Below are 25,612 nucleotides of genomic sequence, written 5' to 3'. Positions count from 1 at the left end.
CGGTCATGACTCCTTCACCGACGACTGCCGAGCAGGACATCTCCGACGCGGCCGAGCGCGTCTCCAGTTCGCGGTCTAGTCTCTGGCTTGCCGCCGTTGGCCTTGGGGCCCTGGTGGTTTCGCTGGCGCAGTCGCTGCTGATCCCGGTACTCCCGGCACTACCGCAGCAGTTGCACTCCACAACGGAGACGGTGCAGTGGCTGCTGACGTCGACGCTGCTGGTCAGTGCCGTTGCCGTGCCGCTGATGGGGCGCCTCGGCGACATGTGGGGTAAGCGGCTCATGTTGCTCGTGGCGATCGGCGCGATGGTCGTCGGTTCCCTGATCACGGCGCTCTCGAACGACATCGTCGTACTCATCATCGGCCGCGCCATTCAGGGCCTGTCTTCCGCCGCGATCCCGCTTGGCATCAGTCTGCTGGCGACGCTTCTGCCCGCGAAGCGTCGCGCGACTGCGATGGCGACAATCTCCGCCATGCTCGGCGTCGGCGGAGCGCTCGGGTTGCCCTTCGCTGGGCTGATTGCTGAGCATGGTGATTTCCACACCCTGTTCTGGGTGACCGCGATCGCGGCCGCGGTCGCGTTCGCCGCGATCATGTTCTTCGTACCTGAGTCGGACGACCGTGTCGGAGGCCGCGTCGACATCCTGGGGGCGGTCCTGCTCGCCGGGGCGCTGGTCGCGCTGCTGCTGCCCCTCGCGGAAGGCTCCGACTGGGGGTGGGGATCCGCGTCGACGGTCGTCCTCTTGATCGCATCCGCAGCGCTGTTCGTCGCGCTCGGATTCTGGGAACTGCGGCACCGCGACCCGCTGGTGGATCTGCGCTCGCTCGGGCGGCGGCCGATCCTGCTGACGAACATCGCGTCGCTGTTCATCGGTTTTGCGCTGTTCGCATCGCTCATCGGCACGGCAACCTACGTGCAAGCCCCCGAGGCCAGCGGGTACGGGTTCGGATCCACCACCCTCGTCGCCGGCCTAACAATGCTCCCCAGCGGCATCGCGATGCTAGTACTTTCCCCCGTCGCGGCGCGGCTGATTAACGGCATCGGCGCCGGACGCACACTCGCGATCGGCGGCGCGATCGTCGCGCTCGGCTGGGTGATGCGCATCACCATTACCGGAACACTGTGGGAGGTTATCGTCGGTAGCACCATTGTCGGCATCGGAACCGGGATCGGCTACGCCGCCATTCCCGCGCTGGTCAGCGCGAACACGCCGCATCATGAACTGGCGTCCGCGAACGGCGTCAACACCCTCATCCGTTCCCTCGGCAGCTCCCTCGCCAGCGCCCTCGGCGGCACCATCCTCGCCACGTTCACGATCACCCTCGGCACCGTCGACCTACCGTCGTTGACCGCCTACCGCGTGCTCTTTGCCATCTGCGCCGTCGCCGCCGCTCTCGCTGCCGCCATCGCACTGCTCGCGCAGGGGCGCGGCCGCCCCCGCGCTGATGCCTGATTGTTCCGTCAACGTGCGGACCGCCGAGACCGAAGAGGACACATGCTGAACTCGCAGACCGCACTCATCGTCGTCGACGTCCAGACCGGTACCGCCGAATACCAGCACACCCGACCGGTTGACGAGGTCGTCACGAATGTGAACACCGTGGCGCGTGCTGTCCGCGCTGCGGGCGGCCACGTCGTCATCATCCGTCACAACCCCGCAGCAACCCCATCCGGGGCGACGCAGTACGGCGGCGGGCCAAGGTCAGCGCCCGTCGCGTACGGCAACCTCCTCGTTGAACGCGTCGATGGCGACACCGACCTGACCCGCGGCGGTTGGAGCGCATTCACCGGCACTGGCCTGCACGAACAGCTCCAAGCACGGGGCACCACCCGTGTGGTGATCGTCGGGCAGGCGACCACGTTCGGGGTCGAGTCAACGGCGCGTGCGGCATACGATCTCGGCTACGACATCGTGATCGTCGAGGACGCCACGAACGACCCCAACCCAGGTGCGCATGCGGACCGGTTCCGATCGATCTTCCCCGCACTGGGGACGACCACCACGACCGCCGCGTTCGACACTCGCAACTGACTCGGACCCGGTTGGCCCCGGATGCGGACCGACCAGGGCCCGAACATCGAGCAGGACCTGCGCACGCGTCCTGCGTGGTGATGCGGGTATGAGCCGCGCCACCACGCAGGACGAGGTCATTGTGTCGGAAGGGTCTGCTCGAGCTTGTCGAGTACCGCCTGCGCCGCGGTGGGGCCGGTGTTGAGGTAAAAGACGTCGTCGTCGACGAACGTCACCTGCTTCTGGTCGACGACGTCGAGCGTCGGCCACAGGGCCAAACCGGTGACCTTGGTCCGGTCGCCGCCTTGGACGCCGGCGTAGAGGTGATCGCCGTCCGCAAGTGCGAGCTGCTCGCTGCTGATGTCCTGCGACGTGTCGTCGGTGAAGTCCTGCGCGTCCGGACGGTCGAGGCCGGCGTCCTCGGCAACGGACCCTGGGAAGGAGGCCACGCCGAACACGCGCAGCCGATCCGCGTTGTACCGCAGGAACGACACCGACGGAGCCCCCTCGACCGTCTTCCCGAACGCTTTCGCGTCGTTCTGGTACGTCGTCAGCCAGGTTTCCGCTTGCTGGGTCTTACCGACGGCGTCGGCGAGGAGGAGGAAGTCCTGCTTCCAGTACAGACCCGTGCCCTGCGTTGCGACGGTGGGGGCGATCTTGGAAAGGCTGGCGTAGAGGGTGTCGGCATCCTTGCCCGCGATGTTCATCAGGATGAGGTCCGGCTTCGCCGTCGCGATCGTCTCGATATCCGGCGCGAACCGGTTCCCCACGTTCGTCACAGCAGCCAGCGCCTCCGCGTCCTTCGGGAACGCGCCGGTCAGATAGGACGGGATCAGGTCCGCGCCGTCACCAGCGGTCGACGCAACCGGCACGACCCCGAGCGTCAGGAGCGCGTCGGCCTGCCCGGTGGAGATCACGACCACCCGCTTCGGTGCAGTAGTCAGAGTCGTTGACCCTTCGAAGTGCTTGACGGTGCGCGGGAACACGCCGTCGTCCTCGCCGCTGCCCTTGCCGGTGGGCATGGTGCGCGGCGTCGTGTAGGACGCGGAGCCAGCGGGCGAGGAGCTCGGAGCCGTGTCGGTGGCGCTCGTCGATGTGCACGCGGTGAGCGCGGCGGATGTGGCGATGGCAGCGACCAGGACGCAGACCAGGCGCCGACCGTTTCGGTGAGCGGGGGAAGTTTTCACCCGATTAGCTTAGGATACCCTTACCTGGCAATGTCTGTCCTTCGCCTCTTCCACAGACGTCCGCGGACCCGAATGGGTGTTGTTGCTGTCGGGCTGCTGCTCCTGCTGGGGCTGCTGTTCGCGGTGAGTTTGTCCGTGGGGGCGCAGCCGGTGTCGTTGCCGGCGGTGTGGGCAGCGGTGATGCATCCGGACGGGGGGCGGGACGCGATCATCGTGTGGCAACTGCGGATGCCGCGGACGCTGCTGGCTGTCGGCGTCGGGGTGTTGTTGGCTGTCGCGGGCGTGCTGATGCAGGCAATCACCCGGAACCCGCTCGCGGAACCGGGCCTGCTTGGCGTGAATGCCGGCGCATCCCTGGCGGTTGTGATCACCATCGGCGTCTTCGGTATGGGGCAGCGGGGCGCGGTAATGGGAGCGGCGTGTCTCGGTGCGGCAGGAGCGGCGGTCGTGGTGATGCTCGTCGCAGTGCGTTCTGGGCAGCGTGCGGAGTCGACGCGGCTGGTCCTCGCTGGCGCTGCATTGACAGCGAGTCTGTCGTCGGTGACGGGTGTGATCACGTTGGCCGATGAACGGACTTTCGGCGACTACCGGTCCTGGGTGATCGGATCGGTTGCGAACCGTGACCTCGCGGACATGGGCTGGCTGATACCAGTCGCGGTCATCGTGGTGCTGGGGGCGATGCTGCTCGCGCAGCCGGTAGAGCTGCTCGCAATGGGTGATGAGGCCGCCGCGTCGCTCGGGGTCGCCGTCCCCACCGTGCGGCTTCTCGGGTTTGCCCTGGTCGTCGTGGCGTGCGGGTCCGCGACAGCCGTGGCCGGACCGATCAGTTTCGTCGGGCTCGTCGTGCCCCACGCGGTCCGGCTCCTCCTCGGAAACCGAATGCGTGCGGTGCTGCTCGGCTCACTCTTCGCCGGAGCGACACTCCTGCTGACTGCGGACATCATCGGCCGCGTCGTCGCGCCGCCCGGCGAGCTCGAAGCCGGCATCGTGACTGCGTTCATCGGCGCGCCGGTACTGATCGGGCTCGTCCTCCGCCGTCGCCGAATAGCTGTCCCCACTCCGCCCGGGGAGTGGTGATGCGCCACCACCGACACCAGACTCGGTCCGCGCTGCGATGGGTTCTCCTGCTCATGCTGCTGCTCGCGGTCACGATTGCCAGCATCGCTACTGGTCCCTTGCAGCTGACACTGCCGGAGACGTGGGCTGCGCTCACCGGCTCCGGCGACCCCGAGGCGCAGTTCATCGTGCTAAACCAACGGTTACCGCGGGCGGTGTGCGCAATCGGCGTCGGCGCAGCCCTCGGTGTCAGCGGCATGCTCTTCCAACGCATTTCCCGCAATCCGCTCGGCAGCCCAGACCTCATCGGCTTCAGCACCGGCGCCGCAAGCGGCGGACTCGTCACCATTCTCGTGTCCGGATCCGCATCAGCCGTCGCTTTGGCTGGCGGAACGATCATCGGCGGCTTCGCAACCGCGATCGCCGTGTACCTGCTCAGCGCATCAACCCGCCGACACGGGGAACGGCTCGTCCTCGTCGGAATCGCCGTCGGCGCGATGCTCGCCGCGGTCAACGACTACCTCCTCACCCGCAGCGACATCGAACGCGCGCAAGCCGCCGCGGCATGGAAATTTGGCAGTATGAACGCGATCTCCTGGCCGCACGTGCTCCCCACCCTGTTGGCCATCACCATCCTGCTGCCGATGGCCGCAGCAGGATGCCAGCCGCTGGCGATACTCGAGCTCGGCGAAGAACTCGCCACAACACTCGGCGTCAACCTTGCGTTCTGGCGCCCCTACCTTCTTACGTGCGGCGTCGCCCTCGCGGCCGTCAGTGTCGCCGCCGTCGGACCGATCGCGTTCATCGCCCTCGCCGCACCCCAACTCGCGCGACGCCTCCTCCCCCACCATCACCGCGGCATACTCCCAGCACTAGTCCTCGGAGCGCTCCTACTCGCCGCAGCCGACTTCCTCGCAGGACGGCTCCTCAGCCCCTTCCAGATCCCCGTTGGCCTAATCACGGCGGCTCTCGGCGGAATTTACCTCCTTTGGCTTCTCGCGGTCCCACTTCGAAGCACTACTTGAGTTTCGAAGTACGCGCGGAAGCTGCATAAGTACTGAACGTATTGTTGCGCGATCACTTATGGGACGACGTAACGACTTTGGGTGTGTACGCCATCATTGCCCAAATGGGTGGTGCGTTAGAGGAGAACGTTGCACTGCACAGAAGTACTCCGATGCTTTGGGCAGCCTCGAACTGCCAACCGATTGAGGGGGTGGTCATCGCCGAAAAACTCCCGCGACAACACCTAGTTGAAATCGATTCGATGTTCCAAAGTGCGCGTGTAGGTTTGCAATTCGCCACCTGAGGGTGCGGTCGCTTACGCCGGAGACTTCGGCAATCCGGCGGTCTGACATGCCGCTTGATAGGAGCTGAAGGAGTTCTTCCAGTTCCTGCGGAAGGTGCTCGTCCTTTCCGTTCCGTTCGAGCAGCGTTGGGTGTGCCCCCTCCCAAAGCAACGCGAAAAGCAGTACAAGCGCATCTGTCACAGCGGACGGCCCGAGGTGGATTGCTGTCGCTTCTGGGCGATCAGGTGTCCGCGCCAGCGGTATGAGGGCAGTCGTCCCATCGACAATGAGTATCTTCGTACGTAGACCCACCAGGATTCTCGCCTGTTCGCCAACCTCGGCGAGCTGCCGCATTTGGACGGCATGAGTCACATCATCCAGTGCGGTGCTGTCATAGATAGCGCGAAATGTCACTCCGCGTTGCAATAGTTCCACTTCTGCGGCGAATACCGGCCGACGTGTAGCTGGCAGCGGCGGACCAGCAACAAAATCCAACAGCGGGTCCGCTTCACGAGCGTCATCCCCGCAGGAAGCCGAGCGTTGCCTCAGCATCGTTCCACTCGGCGGAGACGTCGCCTCCCCGGAAGCGATGAAGCCCGTTATGCCCGATGGTGAGGCTGCAGGTGTATCGCCACCACGTCGACGGGCAACATTTCGACGCGGACAGGCTCGGACTGTAGCGGCACCACGCCCACTGGCCCGAACCGTCAGGATCTGACCTACTTCACGACTGCGGTCCTCGGCTACTGCCGAGCCTGAACGAGCTCTTCCCGGATGCCCGACGCGACTTTGCACCTGTGCGGGCACGATGCAGAGATGAGCATGAACGAAGACCACCCGGACGACGCGCCGACCATTTTCGGCAAGGACGTTCGCACCTGGACGAGCCCTCCAGGCAGGTTCCTCGTTTGCGCCCACCACAGGATCGCCCACCGCTCCAGCGCGGGCACCGCGTCGACGCTTGGACTGGTCGCCGGTGGTGTCGTGGTCGCGGTGAGCACCGCGGCGGCGATCACCGTCTATGACGACGTCACCGGCCGGTTCGGCGTGCAACGTCTCGACGCACCGGCACTGCGGCTCGGCAAGCGGCTCCGCTCCCCCGCAGCGAACACCGCGGCCGGCACGATCGCGCGGCTGTTCGGCCCCATCGGCATGCCGCTGCTCACCCTCGGCGCGGGATCCGCACTCGCGCTGCGCCGACGCCGAGCTGAACCCCTCGGCTTCGTCACGGCAGCCGGAGCCGGGTCCCTCGCAATGACCCTGCTCGGCAAGCAGCTTATCCATCGGAACCGGCCCCCGCATCGTGACGCTGCACCGCCGTACGAGCACTCCCCGTCTTTCCCGTCCGGTCACACCATCAACGCAGCATCGGTCATGTCGGTCCTGGCGTACCTGATCATCCTCCGGCAGCGCCGCCGCCGCGGCGAGGTCGCCGTGGCAGTCGGCGCTGGTGCGACGATCGCCGCGGTCGGGGCATCCCGGGTGCTGCTCGGAGCGCACTGGTTCACCGACGTCGCCATGGGCTGGACCGCCGGATTCGGCTGGGCCACCGCCGTCATCACCACACACCGCCTCCACCTCACTGCCGCACACCGGAGGACGCAAGCAAATTGCGAGGACCAACACCGGACGACGCCGATCACCTGATCAGGGCACGGCCGTGCCCGTCCCGTTGGTGGCGTCGCGGACGTTGTCGTCGGGGCGCTGTGCGCGGAACCAGCGGATCAGCTCGCGAAGCGCCAGCAGGGTGGAACTCTGCTGATGGTCGTCGGGGATGAATTCGATGTCGTCAAAGGTGATTCGGTAGCCGGGCACGTCGGCGTGCCGGAGCGTGTCGTCGGCGGCGTGACCCATCGTCCACTCTGGGAACTGCCGCACCGGAACGTGCTCCTCGAGGAGGACCGCGACCTCGTGCTGGCGTGCATCCTCAACGATCAGACGCATCTTCTCGCGATCACCCCCTACCGATGTACAGGGTGACCCCTGTAACCACCGTTTGCACGCCTCTGCAGCAGTAACCGGTAGCCCTCCGCCAAACCGCGAAGCAAGCACGAGCGAGTACGGCGAGGCCGCCAAGGTTAGGCTAACCTAAGCGCGTGGTTGATCTGCATGTTAGCGAGATGACCGTGGGCTACCACGGCAAGGACGTTGTCCATTCCGCGTCCCTTCAGCTCACCGCCGGGACGGTGACAGCGCTCGTCGGTCCGAATGGGTCCGGTAAGTCGACGTTGCTGCGGACCATCGCCCGGTTGCAGACCGCACACTCCGGGACGGTAAAACTGCGCGGTGCCGCAGAACTGGCGAACGTTGTCGATGGGTTTACGCTGACCCCGAAGGCGTTTGCCCGACAGGTCGCGCTTCTCACGCAGAGTCGGCCGGTTCCTGGTGGTCTGCGCGTTCGTGACCTTGTTGCGTTCGGTCGGCACCCGTACCGCGGCCGTTTCGGCGGGCCGGACCCGAACGGCCAGGCTGTTATCGCGCACGCGCTTGCGGTGACGGGGTTGACGAATCTTGCTGAGCGGCCCGCGGATGAGTTGTCCGGTGGGCAGCTGCAGCGGGTTTGGTTGGCGAGCTGCCTTGCACAGCAGACCGGGATACTTCTTCTTGACGAGCCGACAACGTACCTCGATCTCCGCTACCAGGTGGAGCTCCTCGACCTGATCCGTGACCTCGCAGACGTGCACGGCACAGCGGTCGGCGTGGTGCTGCACGACCTTGACCAGGCCGCCGCCGTCGCAGACCGCCTCGTACTGCTCCGCGCAGGCGTCGTCGTCGCCGATGGCACTCCGGAGGACGTCCTTAACGCCGGACGCCTGTCCGACGTGTACGGCATCCGCATTGACGTTGACCACGACCCTGCTACCGGCGGGCTGCGGACCCGCGCGGTCGGGCGGCACCACACCCGAAACACCGCAATCTCAGCACGCTGACGAGCCGCTGGCGCAGCAGGCGCCCGGCCGTCAACTCCATCCCCCGCCCCACTGAACAGGAAGAACCCGAGCCGCCATGAAGCGACGTCTCCTCACCGCCACCGCTCTCGCCGCTGCAGCCGCGCTGGCTCTCACCGCCTGCGGCTCCACGCAGGAGGCCTCCGACGCCAGCCCCTCCGCCGCGAAGATCACGGTCACCGATGCCCAGGGCACGAAGGTGACGCTCGACGGCCCCGCGAAGAAAGTCGTCGGCACCGAGTGGAACGTCGTCGAGGACCTCGAAACCCTCGGCGTCGCACCCGCCGGTATCGCGGACGTGAAGGGCTATAGCCAATGGGACTCGAAGGTCCCGCTGACCGGCGATCCGAAGGACATCGGTACCCGCGGAGAGCCGAGCACAGACACGATCGCCTCGATCGCGCCGGACCTCATCGTCGCGACGACCGACCTCAAGGACTCGGTCATCACGCAGCTCCGCAAGATCGCCCCGACGATCGTCATCGCCTCGGCGAAGTCTGGCGCCCAGCTCGAGACCATTAAGGACACCCTCGACCTCATCGCGGAGGCCACCGGCACGACCGCGAAGGCCGACACCGTGTGGAAGGCCCTCGAGGACAAGATCGCGGACGGCAAGCAGGAGATCGCCGGAGCGGGCAAGGCCGGCACGAAGGTGGCGTTCGCGGACGGGTACGTCCTGTCGAACCAGGTCACGATCCGCCCCTACACGGAAGGGTCGCTCCTCGGTGAGGTCAACGCGCAGCTCGGGCTGCAGGACGCGTGGTCGTCGACCGGCATCGACGGTGACAAGGCGTACGGGCTCGGGTCAACCGATGTCGAAGGGCTGACCAAGCTCCCGGCGGACACCCAGTTCCTCTATATCGGCAACACCGCATCCGGTGATGAGGACGTGTTCGCGAAGTCGCTGACGTCGAACGCCGTGTGGAAGTCTCTGCCGTTCGTCCAGCAGGAACAGGTGCACCGTCTCGACGACGGCATCTGGATGTTCGGCGGCCCCGGCGCGGTGGACGCCTACGTCGACGCCGCAGTCGCCGCGCTCACGAAGTAGCAGTGACCAGCACCACCACAGGGACGCGGGCCGGGCGACGCTCCACAGGCGTCACCCGGACCGCGCTCGGCGTGCTACTGCTCATCGCCGGACTCGCCCTCGTCGCGGTGCTCGCAGCCGTCGACACCACGCAAGGGACAGCGAACATCGGTGCGACCGACGTCTGGAAGGCTCTGATCGGTCGGGCAGATAGCGCCGACGCGTCGGTCGTTGTCGCTTCACGGTTCCCCCGCGCGGTCGCGGGCATCGTCGTCGGCTTTTCGCTCGGTGTCGCTGGCGCGGCGCTGCAAGCGGTGACCCGGAACGTACTGGCGGCGCCAGACACTCTCGCCGTGAACGCTGGCGCGTACCTCGCGCTCGGGATCGTGTCGGTGACCGGTCTCGGTTTACCGGTTATCGCCCAGTCCGGCGTCGCATTCCTCGGTGGGCTCGCCGCAGCCGCGCTGGTGCTTGCGCTGTCCGGGCTCGGCAGCGGGACCCTGCGGCTGGTTCTCGCCGGGACCGCGCTCGCCCTCGGCCTCGGGTCCATCACTCAAGCCCTCGTCCTACTGTTTCCGCAACAGACGCAAGGGCTGTACAGCTGGAATCAGGGCGGTATCGCACAGAACGGGTACGACACGATCCTGCCGATGCTCCCGGTGGTCGCCGTCGGGGTCGTCGGCTTCCTCGTCCTCTCCCACCGGGTGGACGCCCTGGCACTCGGTGACGACGCCGCCCGCGGGCTCGGCGTCCCGGTTCGGAGCACCCGCATCGTCGCAGTCGTCCTCGCGGTGCTGCTCTCCGCCGCGGCGGTGACGATCGCCGGACCGATCGGGTTCGTCGGCCTGTGCGCGCCGGCGCTCGTCCGCCCGGTCGCGAGGTCCTTCCCCGCCCTGCACCGATCCTGGGCACTATTGACCGTCTCGGGCCTCGTGGGAGCCGGCATCGTGGTCGCCTCGGACGTCCTGCTCCGCGCCGTCGTGTCGGGCGACCGGGCCGTGACCGTCCCCACGGGCGTCGTCACGAGCGTCGTCGGCGCGGTGTTCCTCGTCGTGATGGCACTCCGGATGCGCGACACCGGGCAGACCACCCCGCTCGAGGTCTCGCGCATCCCCGGTCGGCTCGCGGTCACCCTGACGGTCGTCGCCCTCGTGGCCGTGCTCGTCGGCGTGGTCGTCGCGTCGGTGCTGCTCGGGGACGCGAAGCTCCTGCTCGGTGACGTGTCGAACTGGCTGACCGGCCGGGCGAACCAGGCGATCTCGTTCATCCTGGACACCCGGGTCCCGCGGGTCACTGCCGCGCTGCTCGCCGGTGCAGCGCTGGCACTCGCCGGGACGCTCGTGCAGGGCGTGACGCGCAACCCGCTCGCCGACCCCGGGGTCCTCGGCGTCTCGAGCGGAGCCGGACTCGGTGCCGTGCTCGTCGTGACGGCGGTCCCCGCGGCGTCGACGTGGGGCGTGGCCGGGGCCGCGTTCGCCGGTGCCGCGGTGGCTGCGCTCGTGGTGTTCGGTCTCGCTGTCCGCGGGGGCTTCCGACAGAACCGCCTCGTGCTCGTCGGCGTCGGGGTGTCGGCCGGGCTCACGGCACTGATCAGCCTGCTCATCGTGGTCACCGACCCGTTCAACGCGAACAAGGCGCTGACCTGGTTGTCTGGCTCGACGTACGGCCGAACGTGGCAGGACTCGCTGCCCGTGGTCGTGGTGCTCGTGATTGCGCTCGTGCTCGTGCTGCCAGCGCACCGGGAGCTCGACCTCGTCTCGCTCGACGAGGACTCCCCAAGGTTGCTCGGCGTCCGACTCGGCCGGACCCGACTCGGCTTCCTGACGCTCGCGGTGCTGCTCACCGCGACGGCGATCGCGGCCGTCGGGACGATCGGCTTCGTCGGGCTGGTCGCACCACACGCGGCCCGCTCGCTCGTAGGCCGTAGGCACGCCCGGGTCGTGCCGGTGGCCGTGCTGCTCGGAGCGGTGCTCGTATGCCTCGGGGACCTGCTCGGTCGGACAGTCATCGCGCCGGCGCAGCTCGGCGCGGGAATCCTCACCGCGTTGGTCGGTACGCCCTACTTCGTGTGGTTGTTGCTGCGAACGCCGGGCGGTGCGCGGTGAGCATCCCAGTGGAGGAGAGATGAGTCAGCAGATGCCCGTGAGCCGCCGTGATGTTCGTTCCGTGTTTCGGGCGGTGGCATGGCAGCGCGGTCGACGTCTGAGTCTTGCGTTGGCAGTGTGCGGTTTCGGTGGGCATCAGATCGCCGAGGTCCTCGTGCCCGTTGCGGTCGGTTTCGCCATCGATCACGCAATCAGCGCCGGCGATCCGACTGCTCTGGCATGGTCGGTCGTTGTTCTCGCGGTGGTGTTTGCGGCGTTGATCACTGCGTGGCAGACCGGCGACCGGTCCGGAATGCGGGTGTTCGCGTTCGGTGAGCACGGGCTTCGACAGCGCATCCTCATCGCGGCTTTCGCGCGGAACGGTGCGGCTCGTCGGCCAACTGGTGAAGTGCTCACCATCTCCGCAACCGACTCAGCCGCCGCCGCGGGCATCATGTGGACCATCGCCGAAGTCGCCGCGGCAACCGCAGCAGTGTCCGCTGCGATCGTCTCGCTGGTGCTCATCGCCTGGCCGTTGGCGGCCGCGGTGATGATCATCACCGTCGGCCAGCTGCTGCTGATCCGCAGTGTCGCGAGGCGGCTTGAGCGGCGCAGTTACGCCGCGCAGCAGCGTGCGGCGCACCTTGACACGATCGGAACTGATCTTGCATCAGGGCTCCGCGTATTGGACACACTCGGCGGGACATCCAATGCTGTGCGGCGGTACATCGACGCCAGCCGGGCCGCCGCCACCGCCGCATACATCACCGAGCGGACCGGTGCGACGATCTCAGGGCTGAACACGTTCGTGTCCGGGATTGCGTTCACCGGGTTGACGTTCGCGGCGGGTTGGTTCACAGTCACCGGCGCGGTCAGCGTCGGCGGCTTCATCACCGTCATCGGGCTCGCGCAAACCATCCGTTGGCCGCTGCAAGCGCTGAGCGAGCTCCCAGCACAAATCGCCGCGAAACACGGGTCCGCCCGCCGGATCGCAGAACTGATCATCGAGCCGCCGCCTCCTCAGGCCGCACCATCGATGCCGTCAACGCTCGATGTGTCCGCTGTTCCCTCGGTTCGTTTCGTCGGGGCTGACGGGCGCATATGGGCGACAAAGGAGCACGCGATGATCGGGATCCGATGCGCGGACTCCGACGCGGCGGCGATGCTCGGCGCCCTCAACGGTGCCACGCTGTCACCGCCGGAAACGCTCCTTATCAGAGGCGCCGACAGTCGCGCGTTGCCGGCAGACCTGCTCCGCCGCACAGTCTTCGCACCCCCGCACGCATCCGCCGTGTTCACCGGGTCCGTGCAATCCAACATCGCCGAAACCATCTCACCGGAGCATCTCGTCACCGCTGCGTTCGACGAAGTACTCGACCGCCTGCCCAGACGGCTCGACGAGCCGATCGGTGAGGGCGGGATGCGACTCTCCGGTGGACAGCGGCAGCGGCTGCTGCTCGCACGCGCGCTTCATCAGACGCATCCCGTGCTAGTCCTGCACGAACCCACCACAGCGTTGGATCCCGTTACCGAGCGTCGAGTCGCACAGAATCTTGCAGGATCGGCACGCACCATCGTCGTCATCACAGACCGGCCAACGCTGCTCGAACACTGCTCGGTTGTATACGACCTCCGCCGCAAAGCGGGTCCCGCCAACAGCCGGCAGGAGAACGCATGATCGCGCTACCGATCGCGACCGGCCGGCGCACCGCCGACGAACTCGCCCGCATCGCCAGGGATCGGTCAGCGCTGACGGTGATGGCACTGGCTGCCCTGGGGTGCGGATCCGCGCTCACGCTGGCTGGACCGTGGATAGTCGGGCTGATCGTCACGGACGTGCAGGACAACGCCGGCGCCGCGCTCATCCCCCTCACAAGCGTTCTGGGCGCCGCCATGATTGCTGCCGCAGCGATGACATGGTTTGGTCGGGTGCTCCTCGCGCGGCTCGCCCAGCACATCATCCGGCAACTCCGCGAACGCGTCTTTACGACCGTGCTGCAGCAACCTTCCACAGTGCTCGAGTCAGCCGGCACCGGCGACCTCATCTCACGGCTCTCCAACGACGTCCGCGCGCTCAACGATGTCGTCAGCCGCGCTGTCCCAACGTTCCTCGCCGCAATGTTCGCAGTCCTGCTCAGTCTGCTCGGACTGGTACTGCTTGACTGGCGGCTCGCGATCGCCGCAATGGCGGCGGTGCCGGTGCAGATGTTCGGGCTCCGACAGTTTCTGCGCCGATCGGGCCCCGTCTACCGGAAGCATCGAACGGTGGTCGCGCAACGAAGCCAACACACCATCGAGGCCGTCCGCGGACTCGACACCGTGCACGCGCTGCAAACCGAACAGCATCACCTGCGCCACATCGGACGGCAATCCGAGAACGCAGTGCAGCTCGAACTCCGCGCAACGCACATTCGCAACACCTTCGGGGTGTTCCTCAACAGTGCCGAGTTCGTCGGCTTAAGCGCAGTACTCATCGCTGGCTACGCCCTCGTCAGCAGCGACTCCATCGCCGTCGGCGCAGCGAGTGCAGCCGCGCTGTACTTCCTCGGGCTGTTCGGCCCCATGGGCACACTTCTCTCCGAAGTCGACACCCTGCAGGACGCTGGCGCCAGTATGACGCGACTCGTCGGACTCCTCACCCTTCCCACCCCTGCCAGCGCGCAACCACGCAGCCCGCACGCGCAGAGCGGCGTACTGCAAGCAGCTAATCTCTGCTTCCGCTACGACAACGAGCGGCCCGCCATCCGAAACATCACCCTCCGACTGGACCCCGGCGAGCGGCTCGCGATTGTCGGCGCAAGCGGGTCCGGAAAGACAACCCTGGCGCGCATCCTCGCCGGTGTGCTCCCAGTCGACCGCGGCACCCTCTGGTTCAACGAAGTGGACTACACCGACTGGAACGCGGCAACCCTCCGCGCGAACATGGTGCTGCTGAGCCAGGAACCACACGTCTTCCATGGCACCATCGCCGACGACCTTCGACTGTTCGCCGACGCCACCGACGCCGAACTCGAAGCCGCCATCGAGCTCGTCGGCGCACACTGGATTCATCAACTGCCCGACGGCATCAACACCACTGTCGGTGACGCTGCTCACCAGCTGACGCCAGGGCAAGCACAACACCTCGCCCTCGTCCGCGTCGCGTTGTCCGACGCTGCCGTCGTCATCCTCGATGAGGCAACCGCAGAGGCCGGATCCGCCGACGCGGTGGCCCTCGACCATGCAGCCAACGCCGCAATCCGCGGTCGCACTTGTGTCATCATTGCCCACCGACTCGAGCATGTGCAGCACGCCGATCGCATCGCCGTCATGGACGAGGGCACCATCGTCGAACTCGGCAGTCACGAGGACCTCATCAGGCAAGATGGGCTGTATACCGAGCTCTGGAACGCCTGATCCCGCTCCCCTTGCACGCCGCGTGAGGCCGATTCCGCGGAGACTTGCCTCTTCACTGCCCCTGAGACCTACTGTTCACGAGCAACGATGATGCTTAGTCTTGCCGTACTTCAGCTCAAGACTCACCGCCTTTTGGCGACGAGATTGATAGCACCGCGACGACTACGATCGCCGACATTGACTAGGTTTCAGGCCTGCACTTCGACTCATACCTCACACGAGTCTTCCGTGCGGAGGCGATCTCAAGCGTCACTAGATGGAGCGCGGGTCTGAGCCAGGTTGATGGTATTGCTGTCGCACAACCATCGCCATCAAGTCGAATGCGTTTGCAGTTTCAACGCCAGGGGGTCTCGGCGCAAAAGTCGGCGGATAGTCACCCCTGTGCAGGCAGGGTTCGAGTATCGATAATTCAACAGAAACGGGACGTTGGCGCCGGCTATCTATGTGATGCTTGTTGCGCTATTGACGCAGAACAAACCGCTTCACGCATCAGCGTGAAGCGGTTTGTTCTGGGGTTGTGAAGACTCCAATCACATTATAGCGCAAGGAACGTCGATGGGACGGCTGGGCTTCACTATTTCGCACGCATCGCGGCGTCGTAGACAGCGACGATTTGTTCGCGAGCTGATTGACGCGAGGTTAGCGGTTGTGGCCACCAGACTTTGACCAGCGTCACCGTCCCGTCTGCTTGGGCAGTGCTCCAGGTCCCCGCCGTGTCATCGATGTCGAGCATTTCGGCACTCACCGCAGCGGGCGCTCCGTTGGCACGCACGATGATCAGGCTGTCCGAGCCATGGTCGCTGTTCATATGCGTGAGGACGGCTTGCCGTGCAGTTGAGTCGAGGGCGCTCATACTCCTACTGTTTCGCCTGCGGTGCCGGCACGCATGGTATCGAGTCCGTCGAGCATCGCCTGGTTGAAATCGTAGGCGAGAACAACCTCCTGGATGACTCGTTCTCGTTCGTCGTCGCCCCAGGGGACGGCATCGAGCTGGGCCCGGTAGGTGTCCTTGAATGCGCTTGGATCGGCGACCTGGTCGAAGATGAAGAAACCGATCCCGTTGGTGTCGAATGCGAATTGTTTCGCGAGGCTTCGTCCGATCATCTGACCGCCGGATAGGTCCCCGAGGTACCGGGTGTAATGGTGTGCGATGAATCCACCGGGCCAGCGGGCGGCGACGTTACGTACCCGCTCGACGTACCGCGTGGTGGCGGGCAGGACTCTCGCCTGTTCGCGCCAGTCCGGCCCGGCCAGGAACTCCAGGTCGGCGTGGATTGCGGGGAGCCGTGTGAGCTGCTCGGAGACGAACAGACGCGCGACGGGGTCCTTCCGCATCGTTTCGGATGCCTGCTCGAGTGCGTTGTACAGGTATGAGTACTGCACGAGGAGTGCGGTGTAGTCCTGCACGGTGCATCGTCCGGCGACGAGGTCGTGGAGAAACCCGCCTCGGGCTGAGGCGCTGTGGGAGCGTCGTGTGCGGGTTCGGAGGAGCTCGGAGAAAGGGATGACTGTGTCGGTCACGGTGCGGTCCTCGGTTCGGTCGGCGCAGTGGTGCGGGCGTTTGGCTTGCTCCGGACGGTCAGTACACCGGTGAGCAGGAGGATGATGATGGCGATCGCGATGATGACGATGCCGCCGAGGAAGCCGACGGCGACGAGGAGCCATGTCTCGGTCGGCACGCCGCCGTCGGTCGGGTTCGCCGCCGCGGTCGTAGACGACGAATCGACCGTTGAGGCGGTGGAGCCATTTGTAGCGTCTCTGACGGCGATAGGGATGGCGACGATGGTTCCGGCGTCGCCGGCGAGGACGATGTGGTGGTTGCCGGCGCTGAGCCCTGTGGTGTCGACGGTGCCATTTGCGCGGCCGTCCTCGACGGTGAAGTCGCCGGTGCGCGTGGGTTCGGAGTACGTCCAGATCGCTCCGGCTTGGTCGGGTTCCGACCAGACAACAGACATCTCGAGGACATCGCCTGCGGTGGCCTCGTCCGGGATCCCGGCCTCTGCAGCAGTAACCGTCCGGATCTCTCCGGAGTCGATCTTCGCCTGCAGCTCGGTGGAGTCCGCTGCCGGAGCGGTCGGCGGCTCGGCGGCATTGGGTGGGGTCGCCGCGTTTGCAGGGCGGACGGACCCCTTCGGTGCGGGAGCCGCGGCGTTGACGACGGTCGGAGCCGCAGCGGCAGGCGGTGTCTGCACCACGGGCGGCTGGATGACCGGCAGGCCACCGTTCGACCCAGTGGTGGGTGTCGTCGGGAGCGCCCCTGGGACGGTCTGGCCCGCGAAGTACACCGGGGTGAACGTCTCGAGGGCTGCGTCCTTCAATCCGTGCGCCCCAATCGTGATCACGCCGCACTGCACGGCGCCGGACAGGCAGTCCACGCGCTTGGTCGAGGCGCCGGTGAAGGTGGCGGACGCCGTGAGGCCCGTTTGCGTGAACGAACCGTTCTTCGTCGCGCTGAGCTTTGCCGTCGCCGCGCCACCGGTCGCGGTGTTGTCCGGCCACGCCACGAAGCCCTGCCCCTCCTGGCCGGACGCCCCTCCACCGTTGACGTAGTCGTACCCGGTGCCGAGTGAGCCGCCGGCTGCGGGGAATTTCGTGACGTAGCCGAACAGGACGTACAGACCGGACTTGTTGGTGTTCTTCGAGAACCCCGTGCCGCTGACGGTGAGCTTCATGCCAGCAGCAGCCGTGGTGATCTGCGTGGCGGGCTTGACTCTCGTCGATGCCCCGGCGGCGTTCTTCGCGCCGGTAATCGACCCGTCGGCGCCGACCACCGTCGATCCGCCGCCTGCTCCCGCACCTGTGCCGGGGCTGGTGCTCGGCTGCTTGACCGTCACCGTGAGCTTCGCGGTGCCTGAAGCGACCCGGCCAATCACGGTATCGCCGACGGTGTTTGTCGCGACCGCCCGGAACGTGGCGCCGTCAAGTGCTTCAGTTGCGGTGATCCGAAGGGTGGTCGAGGTGGCTCCGGCGACGGACTCGCCGTCCTGCAGGTCTGCCCAGCCTGATGGGGTTTCCTGCTGCCACTGCACGGTGGGTGTCGGGGAGCCTGTGACGGAGGTGGTGAACGACACGAGCTTCGGGTCGGCGCCGGACACGGTCCCGTCGGCGCCGGTCGTCGCACCGGTGAGCTCCACGGACACGTCCGCTGGCTGCTTCGTGAAGGTGGGCGTGGTGACGACGGCGACCTCGCGGAGCCCCTGCTTCGCGGACCCCGTCGCGGTGTTCGCCGTGCCGGCCAGGACGGTGCCGGTGCTCGTCACCTGGATCGGGTCGGCGACGTACTTATTGCCGGGCAGGAACGTGCCCTCGAGCGGCTTCGCCGCAGTACCGGCGGTGCCGCCGATGCGGTACGCCCGCAGCACGTTGCCCGCCGTGGTGTCGCCGGAGCCGGAAGCCCAGAGCAGCCCACGGGCGGTGTCGACGGCGAGGTACGACGCCGTGCCGACGCGGTCGATCGTGGCGGTCACGGCGGGAGTCCCGCGGAGTGATAGGGCACGGAGCTTCTGGTCGCCGTCGTTACTCAGCCAGGCCCGTCCGTCGGCGTCCACGGGCACGTCGCCCGCGAGTCCGGACTGCGCGGCGGCACCGATCGAGAGCGTGCTGACGACGGAACCTGTGGCGAGGTCGACGACCGCGGCCTTCCCCGCGTACTGGTCGGTCACCGCGGCGCGCCCGGACGTCCAATCGACCGCAACCTGGGCGATCTGGAGGTCGACGTCCGCGATGCGCTCTGCCGACAGGCTCGCGGTGGACAGCGCCGCGCCCTCGTCGGTCACCCCAGCGTCCTCGAGGGTTCCGGAGGACAGCGGCGACACCCGGACCAGGCCGGCGGAGCCACCGTCGTCGTCGAGCGCTGCCTGGGTCACGATCGATCCGTCGGCGGGGTCGATCGAGAACGGTGTCGACGGCGACACCGCGATGGAGGGCTTGACGTACACGACGTGGTCGTAGGCCGCGTCGGCTCCTCGCTGGATGACGACGTAGGCACCCGAGACCCACGAGCCCTCGTCGCCGCCGAAGGTCGTGGCCGGCAGCGAGGTCGTGGCGATGATGTCGCCCGTGTTCGGGTCGACCCGCGCGTTCGCGAAGCCCGTCGTCACCCCGTCGATGCCGCCGTGGACGACCGTGCCGTGCTCGTCGACGACGCTGAGGATCGGCGCACCGGAGTCGCTCCGACCACTCTGCACGACGAACTGCCCACGCTTCGGGTCCGCGGCGATGGCGGACACGGTCGACGTCGTCTCAGTGAACCGGGTGGCGGCGAGTGCGCTCACACCGGGCTCGCTGAACTCGGCGTCCGGGGTCTCGCCCTCGGCCGGCCACGTGCCGGTCAGGTCGACGGACACCGGGTCGAGCGCCGTACCCGCGGAGTAGAACTCGGTCGGGTCCTGCCCGGTGCCGCTGATGTCCGCCGCGAACGCCTTCGCCCCCTCGGCGGTGATGGCGGTCGGCAGTCCGGACCACGAGTACTTCCCGGCGGTGACCGAGCGGGTGCCCTTCGTGACGTCGACGGTCGCGAGGGTGATGCGCTTCGACGTGGACGTGCCCTTCGGCGCGCCAGTGGCCGCGTCGACGATCTGCACGCGGAGCCCGGCGACGAGCGAACCGCTGGTCGGCGTCAGCGTCAGCGTCGGCTGGTCGAGCGTGATGACGAACGTGTGCGCACGGTAGTCGAACTCGACGCTCCCGGCGCCGGTGGCGGTGAGTTCCTTCGTGGCGGTGTCGTAGCTCCCCGAGGTCGCCTGGAACCGGAAGGTGCCGTCACTGCTCTTCGTGGCACCCCCGCCCGTGGTGATCGAGCCGCCGCCGCTGACGTAGTTGCGGAAGGACTGTTTGAACCCCCAGTCGACGGTGCCGCCGGTGACGCTGGTGGACGTGGAGTCGGCGGCGACAGCCGTGCCGGCTGCACCGGCGACGGCGGACGTCAGCCCAATCAGGGCGGCGACGGCCAGACCGAGCGCGCGGATCGGCGCACGGGTAGTGCCACAGGACGTGACGGTGTGCATGGGGTTCCTCGGGTGGATGCGAGCGGTGGACAGGAGCGGTGGACAGCGATGCTGGGCGCGGCCGTGGGGGCCCCGGGCGGCGGTGTCGCCGCCCGAGCGGTGGGTCACCAGTTGACGGGGATGGTGACTTCGTCGCGGGTGGGGGTGCTGTTCTGGACGCCGTGCGCCGAGAACGTCTGGAGGTAGCACTTGTACTTGCCGAGTGCGGCGTTGGCGGCCTTGGTCTTCGTCGTGTCGTAGGCGCAGTTGACCTTCGCGGCGGCGTCACCGGTGTGGTGCGGGTCCGCCGTGTACGACTTCGACACGGTGAGCGTCGTGGTGAACTTGCCGCCGGTGGTGAAGGAGCTCTTCGGGATCCACTGCGCCGAGCCGTACCAGCCCGAGTTCGTGAAGTAGTCGGACTCCTTCGGCCCGTAGACCGCGTACACGCCGAAGCCGAGCCCGCCGGCGTTGCCGTCGAAGTTCGTCCCGGTGAGCGTCACCGTGCCGGTGCCGACGCCGTTCAGGGCACCGTTGCCGTCCGTGACGACGGTAGCCGGACCGGTGGCGGACAGCGTGGCTGTCCCGTTGGTGCCGGTGGTGGCCGCCGAGGCGCTGACCGCGGGCAGCACGGCGAGTGCGAGCGCGGCTGCTCCGGCCGCGAGCGTTCCGCCGACGGTGCGAGCGATTCGTGTCATGTGTTCATTCCTTCTCTCGATGAGGGCACCCCCTGCGAGCACCCATCAGTGACCCCGCCCCTGGCGGGGTCGTTCTCATGCGGTCGGCGGTTCGGCCGCAGCACGCTTGGCGGCGCGGCGGGAGTGCACGATCGCGATGACGACGAGTGCCGCGACGGCGACGACGAGTGCGGAGAGCCCGCCGAGCACGATGCGGAGCACGGTTGGGTCGATGCCGCCCGAGGCGGTTGCGTCCGTCGCTGCGGCGGCCACGGCCGACGGGGTCGCGGTCGGCGTGTCCGTGGTTGGTGCGGCGGACGCGGTGGGTCGGCTGGTCGCGCGCGACGTGGCGGTCGCGCCGGGCGTTGCCGCGGCGGTCGGACTGGAGGCACCGCTCGCGGCCGTCCCGCCGGCCTGCGTCGTGCCTGTGCCGGTCTGGGCGCTCCCCTGCTGGGTGATGGTGCCGCCTCCGGCGAGGGTGCCGCCGGTACCGTAGAGATTGGAGACTGTCACTGGGGTGAAGGTCTCGTTGTTGGCGTTCGGTACGCCGTGTGCGCCGATGGTGATTACGCCGCACTGCACGACGGTGCAATTCACGGTGGTGGCCTTGTTGTTTCGGTCGAGCGCCTGGAACGTCGATCCGGGCACCTTGAGCGTGGCGGACCAGTTGCCGGCGGCGTCGATCGTGCCGCCGTTCGCAGCGTATTCGGTGGTGCCGCCGGGGAATGAAACAAAGTCGAGGTAGCCGGAAGGGTTTGACTCGTCGTCGGGCACGTAGCTGTAGTTGACGCCGGTGGCGCCGCCCTTGCTCGGCTGCCAGGTGCCCGACACTGTGCCGAACGCGACGTAGATCCCGCCGAACCCCTTTTTGATCGACTGGAACCCGGTGCCGCTCACCCGCAGGGTCGTGAGATACGTCGAGTCGGTACGATTTGTGACCTCGGGGTGTCCCTCGACGGCGACGCTGACCCGGGCGGCCGCGGACGCCGGAGCGGCACCGGCGAGGGCGAGCCCGACGGCCGACACGATGCCGAGCACCAGGGCGAGCAGTGCGGCGGGGATGGACCGCAGCGGGCGGACGGACGTGGTCACGAGTGGACCTCCTGGGGGCGTCGGGTCGGCACGACGACGGGCGTGCCGGTGTTCGGGTCGGGGATGACGGCGACCGGCTGGCGGTAGACGTCGCTGATGCGGTCGGCGGTGAGGACTTCGGTCGGGGTGCCGACGGCGACGATGCGTCCGTCGGCGAGCATCGCGACCCGGTCGGCGTACGCGCCTGCGAGCGACAGGTCGTGGAGCACGACGACGACCGCTCCCCCGGCGCGGGCGTGCGCACGGGCGGTGTCGAGCACGGCCTCCTGGTGGCGGAGGTCGAGCGCGGCGGTGGGTTCGTCGAGCAGGAGCACGGGCGTCTCCTGCGCGAGCACCCGGGCAAACGAGGCGCGGGCACGTTCCCCGCCGGATAGCGACGGCAACGTCTGGTCGATGCGCGCGGCGAGCTCCATCTGGTCGAGTACTCGTGCCACCACGGTGTCGTCAGCGTCCGCGCGGTTGGTGCCGCGCCACGGTGCCCGGCCCATCCGGACGACCTCGCCGACCCGGAACCCGAACGCCACGGCGTTGTCCTGCTCGAGCACGGCCCGCCGTCGGGCAGTCAGAATTGGTCGTTCGCTGCCGCTGAGGGCCCCGTCGATCGACACCGACCCGGTGTGCGGCAGGTCACCCGCGACGGCACGGAGGAGTGTCGACTTGCCGGCGCCGTTCGGTCCGACGAGTGCGAGGACCTCGCCGAACGCCACCGTCAGGTCGACGCCGTCGAGGAGCGGCCGTCCGCCGATCGCGACGCCGAGCCGGTCGACGATGACGGCCGCGGCGTTCATGCCCACCCTCCCGACCGGCGACGTGCGCGGCGCAGGAGCCAGAAGAAGAACGGTCCGCCGACGAGCGAGGTCAGCATGCCGATCGGCAGGTCCGCGTACGGCACGAGTGTCCGAGCGAGCAGGTCCGCGATCGTCAGGAGCAGGGCGCCACCGAGTGTTGAAACGAGCAGCAGCGGGCCGTGGGCGGGACCGATCAGCATGCGCATGAGGTGTGGGACCACGAGCCCGACGAACGCGATGATCCCGGCGAAAGCCACCGCGGCGCCGACGAGCAGGGCGACGACGACGATCGCGACGACCCGCACGGCCTCGACCCGGACCCCGACGTGTCGGGCCGCCCGGTCCCCGAGCGACAGCAGGTCGAGGGAACGGGTGAGCACCACGGCGCCGACGAGACCGAACACGACGACCGGGGCGATCGACCCCGCCTGGTCCCACATCGACCCGTTCAGCGACCCGAGCTGCCAGAACACGATCTGCTCGCGGGCCTGCTGGTCCCCGAGGAAGGTCAGGAACGCCAGGCCCGCGCCGGTGAAGGCGTTGACGGCGATGCCGGTGAGCAGGAGCGTCACGACCTCCGTGCGCCCGCCGGCTCGGGACAGTGCGTACACGAGCAGTGTCGCGACGAGCCCGGCGGCGAACGCCATGAGGGGTGTCGTCCAGTACCCGGCGAACTGTAGCCCGAGCACGATCGAGGCGCAGGCCCCAAACGCCGCTCCGCCCGAGACGCCGACGACGCCGGGGTCGGCTAGGGGGTTCGCGAACACCGCCTGCATGAGGACACCGGCCGCGGCGAGGGCGGCGCCGATCATGAGCGCCATGACGACGCGGGGGAACCGGATGGTCCAGAGCGCTTGCGTGAACAGGTCGTCGGCGGTGCCGTGCACAGGGAGGCCGAGCGAGCGTCCAACGGTCCGCAGCACCTCGATCGGCGGGATGCCGAGCTGCCCGGTGCTCGCCGACACCAGCGTCGCGAGGACGAGCGCCACGAGGAGCCCGACCGTCAGCAGCGTGATCCGTCCTGCTCGCGACGTCGCACGCGCCCCGGCCGTGGGACGGGCCGGACCCGGTCCGGCCACGGCGATCCGTGCCTCCCGTGCGGTCATCAGGACCCCGCCGGGGCGTAGATCGCCGCTGTCAACGCTGCGACGATCTCGGGGGTGCGCGGCCCGAAACTCATCACTGTCGAGTCGGCCATGTCGACGATGCGGCGGTGCTGCCCGGCAGGGGTCTGCGCGATTGCCGGCACCCGCTGCAGGAGCCCGTCGACGCCGTCGACCGATTCGAGGCCCTTCGTCATCATGATGACGAGGTCTGGCTGCATGGCGACGAGTGCTTCGGCGTTCACGGGACGCATGCCGGTCCAGTCCTGCTCGGTGGCGATGTCGCGGCCGCCGACGGCGTCGATGAGCGAGTCGGCGCCGGACTCCTTGCCGAACAGGTAGTAGATGCCCGCGTTGCCGCGCACGTAGAGGAACACCATCCGGAGCTTGTCGGCCTTGCGCTTCGGGGCGATGCGCGCCACCTGGGTGGCGACGGCTGCCTGCTGCGCGTGCACCTCGGCGGCGAGCCGCTCGCCGGTGTCGTGCACGCCGAGCGCGTCTGCGACCTGCCCGATGAGCTCGTCGATGTTGGAGGTGTCCCGGTGTGAGTCGACGACGACGACGGGGATGCCGGCTTTGCGCACCTGCAGGACGACGTCCCACGGGCCGAGCGACGTGTCGGTGATCAGCACGGTCGGGCGGAGCGAGAGGATCGCTTCGGCGGAGAGCTCGTGGCCGTTCTGCGTGACGAGCGGCAGGTTCTCGGTGCCCTCGAAGCCGGTGGAGATGTCCCTGCCGACGAGGTTGTCGCCGAGTCCGAGGCCGTACACGGTGGAGGACAGCGTGCCGTAGATGTCGAGTGCGAGGATCCGGTCCGCGCTCGTGACGGTGACCTTCGTGTCTTGGTTGTCCGTGACGGTGACCGGCAGGTCAGGAGCATCGATCGTCGCAGCACGCGGCGGCAGGTCCGTTGCCAACGTCGCCGTACTGGGGCCCTCCAACGTCTTCGCATCCGTCACCGGCGCGATGCCGGTCAAGCTGTTAGCAGGATTCGTCGCGCTGGTGCCGGCGGCCGAGGCCTGATCGACTTCGCTGGCCGGTTGTGTCGTACAGCCGGCAAGCATGAGTGCTCCGACAAGGACGACAGCGACGAGACTGCTCCGTAATGGCGTGGTGATGATGCGTCTTTCTTGGCGGGTGCTAGTCATGGTCGGAGGGTCGCTTCGATGAGGACGTTGTCAACCGAGGCGGACCCGTCTGGTCGTTGCAGGCAGGTGATGAGGACCAGCCGGCCCGGCACGTCCGCCCACGTCGCTGCATCGTCGGCGATTGTCTTCTTAGTGATGCGGTGCGATCCGGTAACGGTGTAGGTCGCGTCGCCGACGTGGACGATGCTGTCGACGGCGACATCGCTACGCTGTTTCTCGACGTCGATGAGGTAGTTGCCGGGTCCGATCGCACCGCCGCGGAGGGAGTGCATCACCACGAACACGGTGCCGTTCTTCCGGTCCGCCAGCGTGGTACCCATGTTGCGGACGACGTACGCCTCCTGGAAGCCGGGCGGGGTGATCTGCCCCTCGACGGCGTCGAGCGCTCCGAGCGGCACGTCGAGACCGGCAGAGGGGACGCGAAGCCGGTCCCCGGTGGAGGCGACCGCGTTTGACTTCCGCGCGGCATCCGCTGACTCCCCCAAATCGAGGGTGACGTGCTTACCGTTCATCGCTGTACCGGAGACGGACGCGGTGCCGGACCCGGGGGTGTTGTTGGCGGCACCGATGAGCCCGCCGACCACCGCCAGGACAGCGACGGTCGCTGCCGCGATAAGCGCGACGGTCGATGCACGGCGTCGCGGGGGTGAGGATGCAGAGCGCATGGTGCGATTCGATCTCGAGAGTGCCGAGCGGGGGACGCGGGGCGTTTCCCCGCTCGGACAGGTGTTGACGGTTAGTGCTGGTTGCGGCGGCGGTACGCAATAACTGCGACCGCGATGAGGGCGATGGCGCCGCCGGCGGACAGGGCGATCCAGGG

The 25,612-nt window shown here is 67.7% G+C and carries 21 protein-coding genes; 10 read left to right on the top strand and 11 right to left on the bottom strand.

Going from position 1 to position 25,612, the window contains the following annotated elements:
• The first annotated feature begins 5 nt into the window (after window positions 1-5).
• Both H7A73_RS13965 and H7A73_RS13960 read left to right on the top strand, forming a co-directional pair.
• A complete protein-coding gene (locus H7A73_RS13965) occupies window positions 6-1,454 on the top strand; it encodes an MFS transporter (protein WP_182066516.1) in 1,449 nt (482 codons plus the stop codon).
• Window positions 1,455-1,496: 42 nt separating this feature from the next.
• On the top strand, window positions 1,497-2,033 hold the full coding sequence (locus H7A73_RS13960; RefSeq protein WP_182066515.1) for an isochorismatase family cysteine hydrolase: 537 nt from the start codon (window positions 1,497-1,499) through the stop codon (window positions 2,031-2,033).
• Window positions 2,034-2,149: 116 nt separating this feature from the next.
• Here the strand turns inward: H7A73_RS13960 and H7A73_RS13955 are convergent, their stop codons facing one another.
• Window positions 2,150-3,034, bottom strand: coding sequence for an iron-siderophore ABC transporter substrate-binding protein (locus tag H7A73_RS13955; RefSeq protein ID WP_259362906.1), 885 nt, complete (start codon window positions 3,032-3,034; stop codon window positions 2,150-2,152).
• Between the two features lie 237 nt (window positions 3,035-3,271).
• On the opposite strand from H7A73_RS13955, the gene H7A73_RS13950 reads away from it, so the two are divergent.
• The 3 genes from H7A73_RS13950 to H7A73_RS13940 all read left to right on the top strand — a co-directional run bounded on the left by H7A73_RS13950 (window position 3,272) and on the right by H7A73_RS13940 (window position 7,191).
• Entirely contained in the window at window positions 3,272-4,276 is a 1,005-nt protein-coding gene (locus H7A73_RS13950; protein WP_182066513.1) for a FecCD family ABC transporter permease, read from the top strand.
• 53 nt (window positions 4,277-4,329) lie between these two features.
• Complete coding sequence (locus H7A73_RS13945; protein WP_182066512.1) at window positions 4,330-5,280, top strand: FecCD family ABC transporter permease; 951 nt, start codon at window positions 4,330-4,332, stop codon at window positions 5,278-5,280.
• Window positions 5,281-6,360: 1,080 nt separating this feature from the next.
• Window positions 6,361-7,191, top strand: a complete 831-nt coding sequence (locus tag H7A73_RS13940) for a phosphatase PAP2 family protein (RefSeq protein WP_182066511.1) — start codon at window positions 6,361-6,363, stop codon at window positions 7,189-7,191.
• Here the strand turns inward: H7A73_RS13940 and H7A73_RS13935 are convergent, their stop codons facing one another.
• Window positions 7,192-7,488, bottom strand: a complete 297-nt coding sequence (locus tag H7A73_RS13935; RefSeq protein ID WP_182066510.1) for a hypothetical protein — start codon at window positions 7,486-7,488, stop codon at window positions 7,192-7,194. It lies immediately after the preceding gene.
• A 176-nt stretch (window positions 7,489-7,664) separates the two neighbouring features.
• Between H7A73_RS13935 and H7A73_RS13930 the strand changes: the two genes are divergently transcribed.
• The 5 genes from H7A73_RS13930 (at window position 7,665) to H7A73_RS13910 (ending at window position 14,999) form a co-directional block, all read left to right on the top strand.
• On the top strand, window positions 7,665-8,474 hold the full coding sequence (locus tag H7A73_RS13930; RefSeq protein WP_182066536.1) for an ABC transporter ATP-binding protein: 810 nt from the start codon (window positions 7,665-7,667) through the stop codon (window positions 8,472-8,474).
• Window positions 8,475-8,550: 76 nt separating this feature from the next.
• Window positions 8,551-9,540 carry an iron-siderophore ABC transporter substrate-binding protein gene (locus H7A73_RS13925; RefSeq protein WP_182066509.1) on the top strand — a complete coding sequence of 330 codons (990 nt, stop codon included), beginning with the start codon at window positions 8,551-8,553 and terminating at the stop codon, window positions 9,538-9,540.
• 2 nt (window positions 9,541-9,542) lie between these two features.
• Window positions 9,543-11,624, top strand: a complete 2,082-nt coding sequence (locus H7A73_RS13920; RefSeq protein WP_259362905.1) for an iron ABC transporter permease — start codon at window positions 9,543-9,545, stop codon at window positions 11,622-11,624.
• Window positions 11,625-11,643: 19 nt separating this feature from the next.
• Window positions 11,644-13,281: an ABC transporter transmembrane domain-containing protein gene (locus H7A73_RS13915; protein WP_182066508.1), complete on the top strand. Its 1,638-nt coding sequence runs from the start codon at window positions 11,644-11,646 to the stop codon at window positions 13,279-13,281.
• Window positions 13,278-14,999 (top strand): ABC transporter ATP-binding protein, encoded by a 1,722-nt coding sequence (locus H7A73_RS13910; RefSeq protein WP_182066507.1) that lies wholly within the window; start codon window positions 13,278-13,280, stop codon window positions 14,997-14,999. The genes H7A73_RS13915 and H7A73_RS13910 overlap by 4 nt, the downstream gene beginning before the upstream one ends.
• A 574-nt stretch (window positions 15,000-15,573) precedes the next feature.
• Here H7A73_RS13910 and H7A73_RS13905 read toward each other — a convergent pair.
• The 9 genes from H7A73_RS13905 to H7A73_RS13870 form a co-directional block, all read right to left on the bottom strand.
• Window positions 15,574-15,852, bottom strand: a complete 279-nt coding sequence (locus tag H7A73_RS13905) for a DUF2470 domain-containing protein (protein ID WP_182066506.1) — start codon at window positions 15,850-15,852, stop codon at window positions 15,574-15,576.
• Window positions 15,849-16,520: a heme oxygenase (biliverdin-producing) gene (locus tag H7A73_RS13900; RefSeq protein WP_259362904.1), complete on the bottom strand. Its 672-nt coding sequence runs from the start codon at window positions 16,518-16,520 to the stop codon at window positions 15,849-15,851. Before H7A73_RS13900 ends, H7A73_RS13905 begins: the two co-directional genes overlap by 4 nt.
• A complete protein-coding gene (locus H7A73_RS18120; protein ID WP_259362903.1) occupies window positions 16,517-20,005 on the bottom strand; it encodes an HtaA domain-containing protein in 3,489 nt (1,162 codons plus the stop codon). Before H7A73_RS18120 ends, H7A73_RS13900 begins: the two co-directional genes overlap by 4 nt.
• Before the next feature lie 104 nt (window positions 20,006-20,109).
• Complete coding sequence (locus tag H7A73_RS13895; protein ID WP_182066504.1) at window positions 20,110-20,682, bottom strand: hypothetical protein; 573 nt, start codon at window positions 20,680-20,682, stop codon at window positions 20,110-20,112.
• Window positions 20,683-20,757: 75 nt separating this feature from the next.
• Window positions 20,758-21,753 carry a hypothetical protein gene (locus H7A73_RS13890; protein WP_182066503.1) on the bottom strand — a complete coding sequence of 332 codons (996 nt, stop codon included), beginning with the start codon at window positions 21,751-21,753 and terminating at the stop codon, window positions 20,758-20,760.
• Window positions 21,750-22,541 (bottom strand): heme ABC transporter ATP-binding protein, encoded by a 792-nt coding sequence (locus H7A73_RS13885; RefSeq protein ID WP_182066502.1) that lies wholly within the window; start codon window positions 22,539-22,541, stop codon window positions 21,750-21,752. Before H7A73_RS13885 ends, H7A73_RS13890 begins: the two co-directional genes overlap by 4 nt.
• Window positions 22,538-23,647: a FecCD family ABC transporter permease gene (locus H7A73_RS13880; RefSeq protein WP_182066501.1), complete on the bottom strand. Its 1,110-nt coding sequence runs from the start codon at window positions 23,645-23,647 to the stop codon at window positions 22,538-22,540. Before H7A73_RS13880 ends, H7A73_RS13885 begins: the two co-directional genes overlap by 4 nt.
• The gene (locus H7A73_RS13875; protein ID WP_259362902.1) at window positions 23,647-24,621 is read right to left on the bottom strand and encodes a hemin ABC transporter substrate-binding protein; all 975 of its coding nucleotides are present in this window, start codon (window positions 24,619-24,621) and stop codon (window positions 23,647-23,649) included. Before H7A73_RS13875 ends, H7A73_RS13880 begins: the two co-directional genes overlap by 1 nt.
• Before the next feature lie 167 nt (window positions 24,622-24,788).
• Window positions 24,789-25,612, bottom strand: an 824-nt coding sequence (locus H7A73_RS13870; protein ID WP_220456620.1) for a class F sortase, incomplete at its 5' end; no start/stop codon positions are given.

Source organism: Curtobacterium sp. ME12, from assembly GCF_903970855.1.
In the GTDB taxonomy this organism is placed as follows: domain Bacteria; phylum Actinomycetota; class Actinomycetes; order Actinomycetales; family Microbacteriaceae; genus Curtobacterium; species Curtobacterium poinsettiae_A.
Note: the sequence above shows the minus strand (reverse complement) of the source record. Positions and strands in the feature narration are given on the sequence as shown.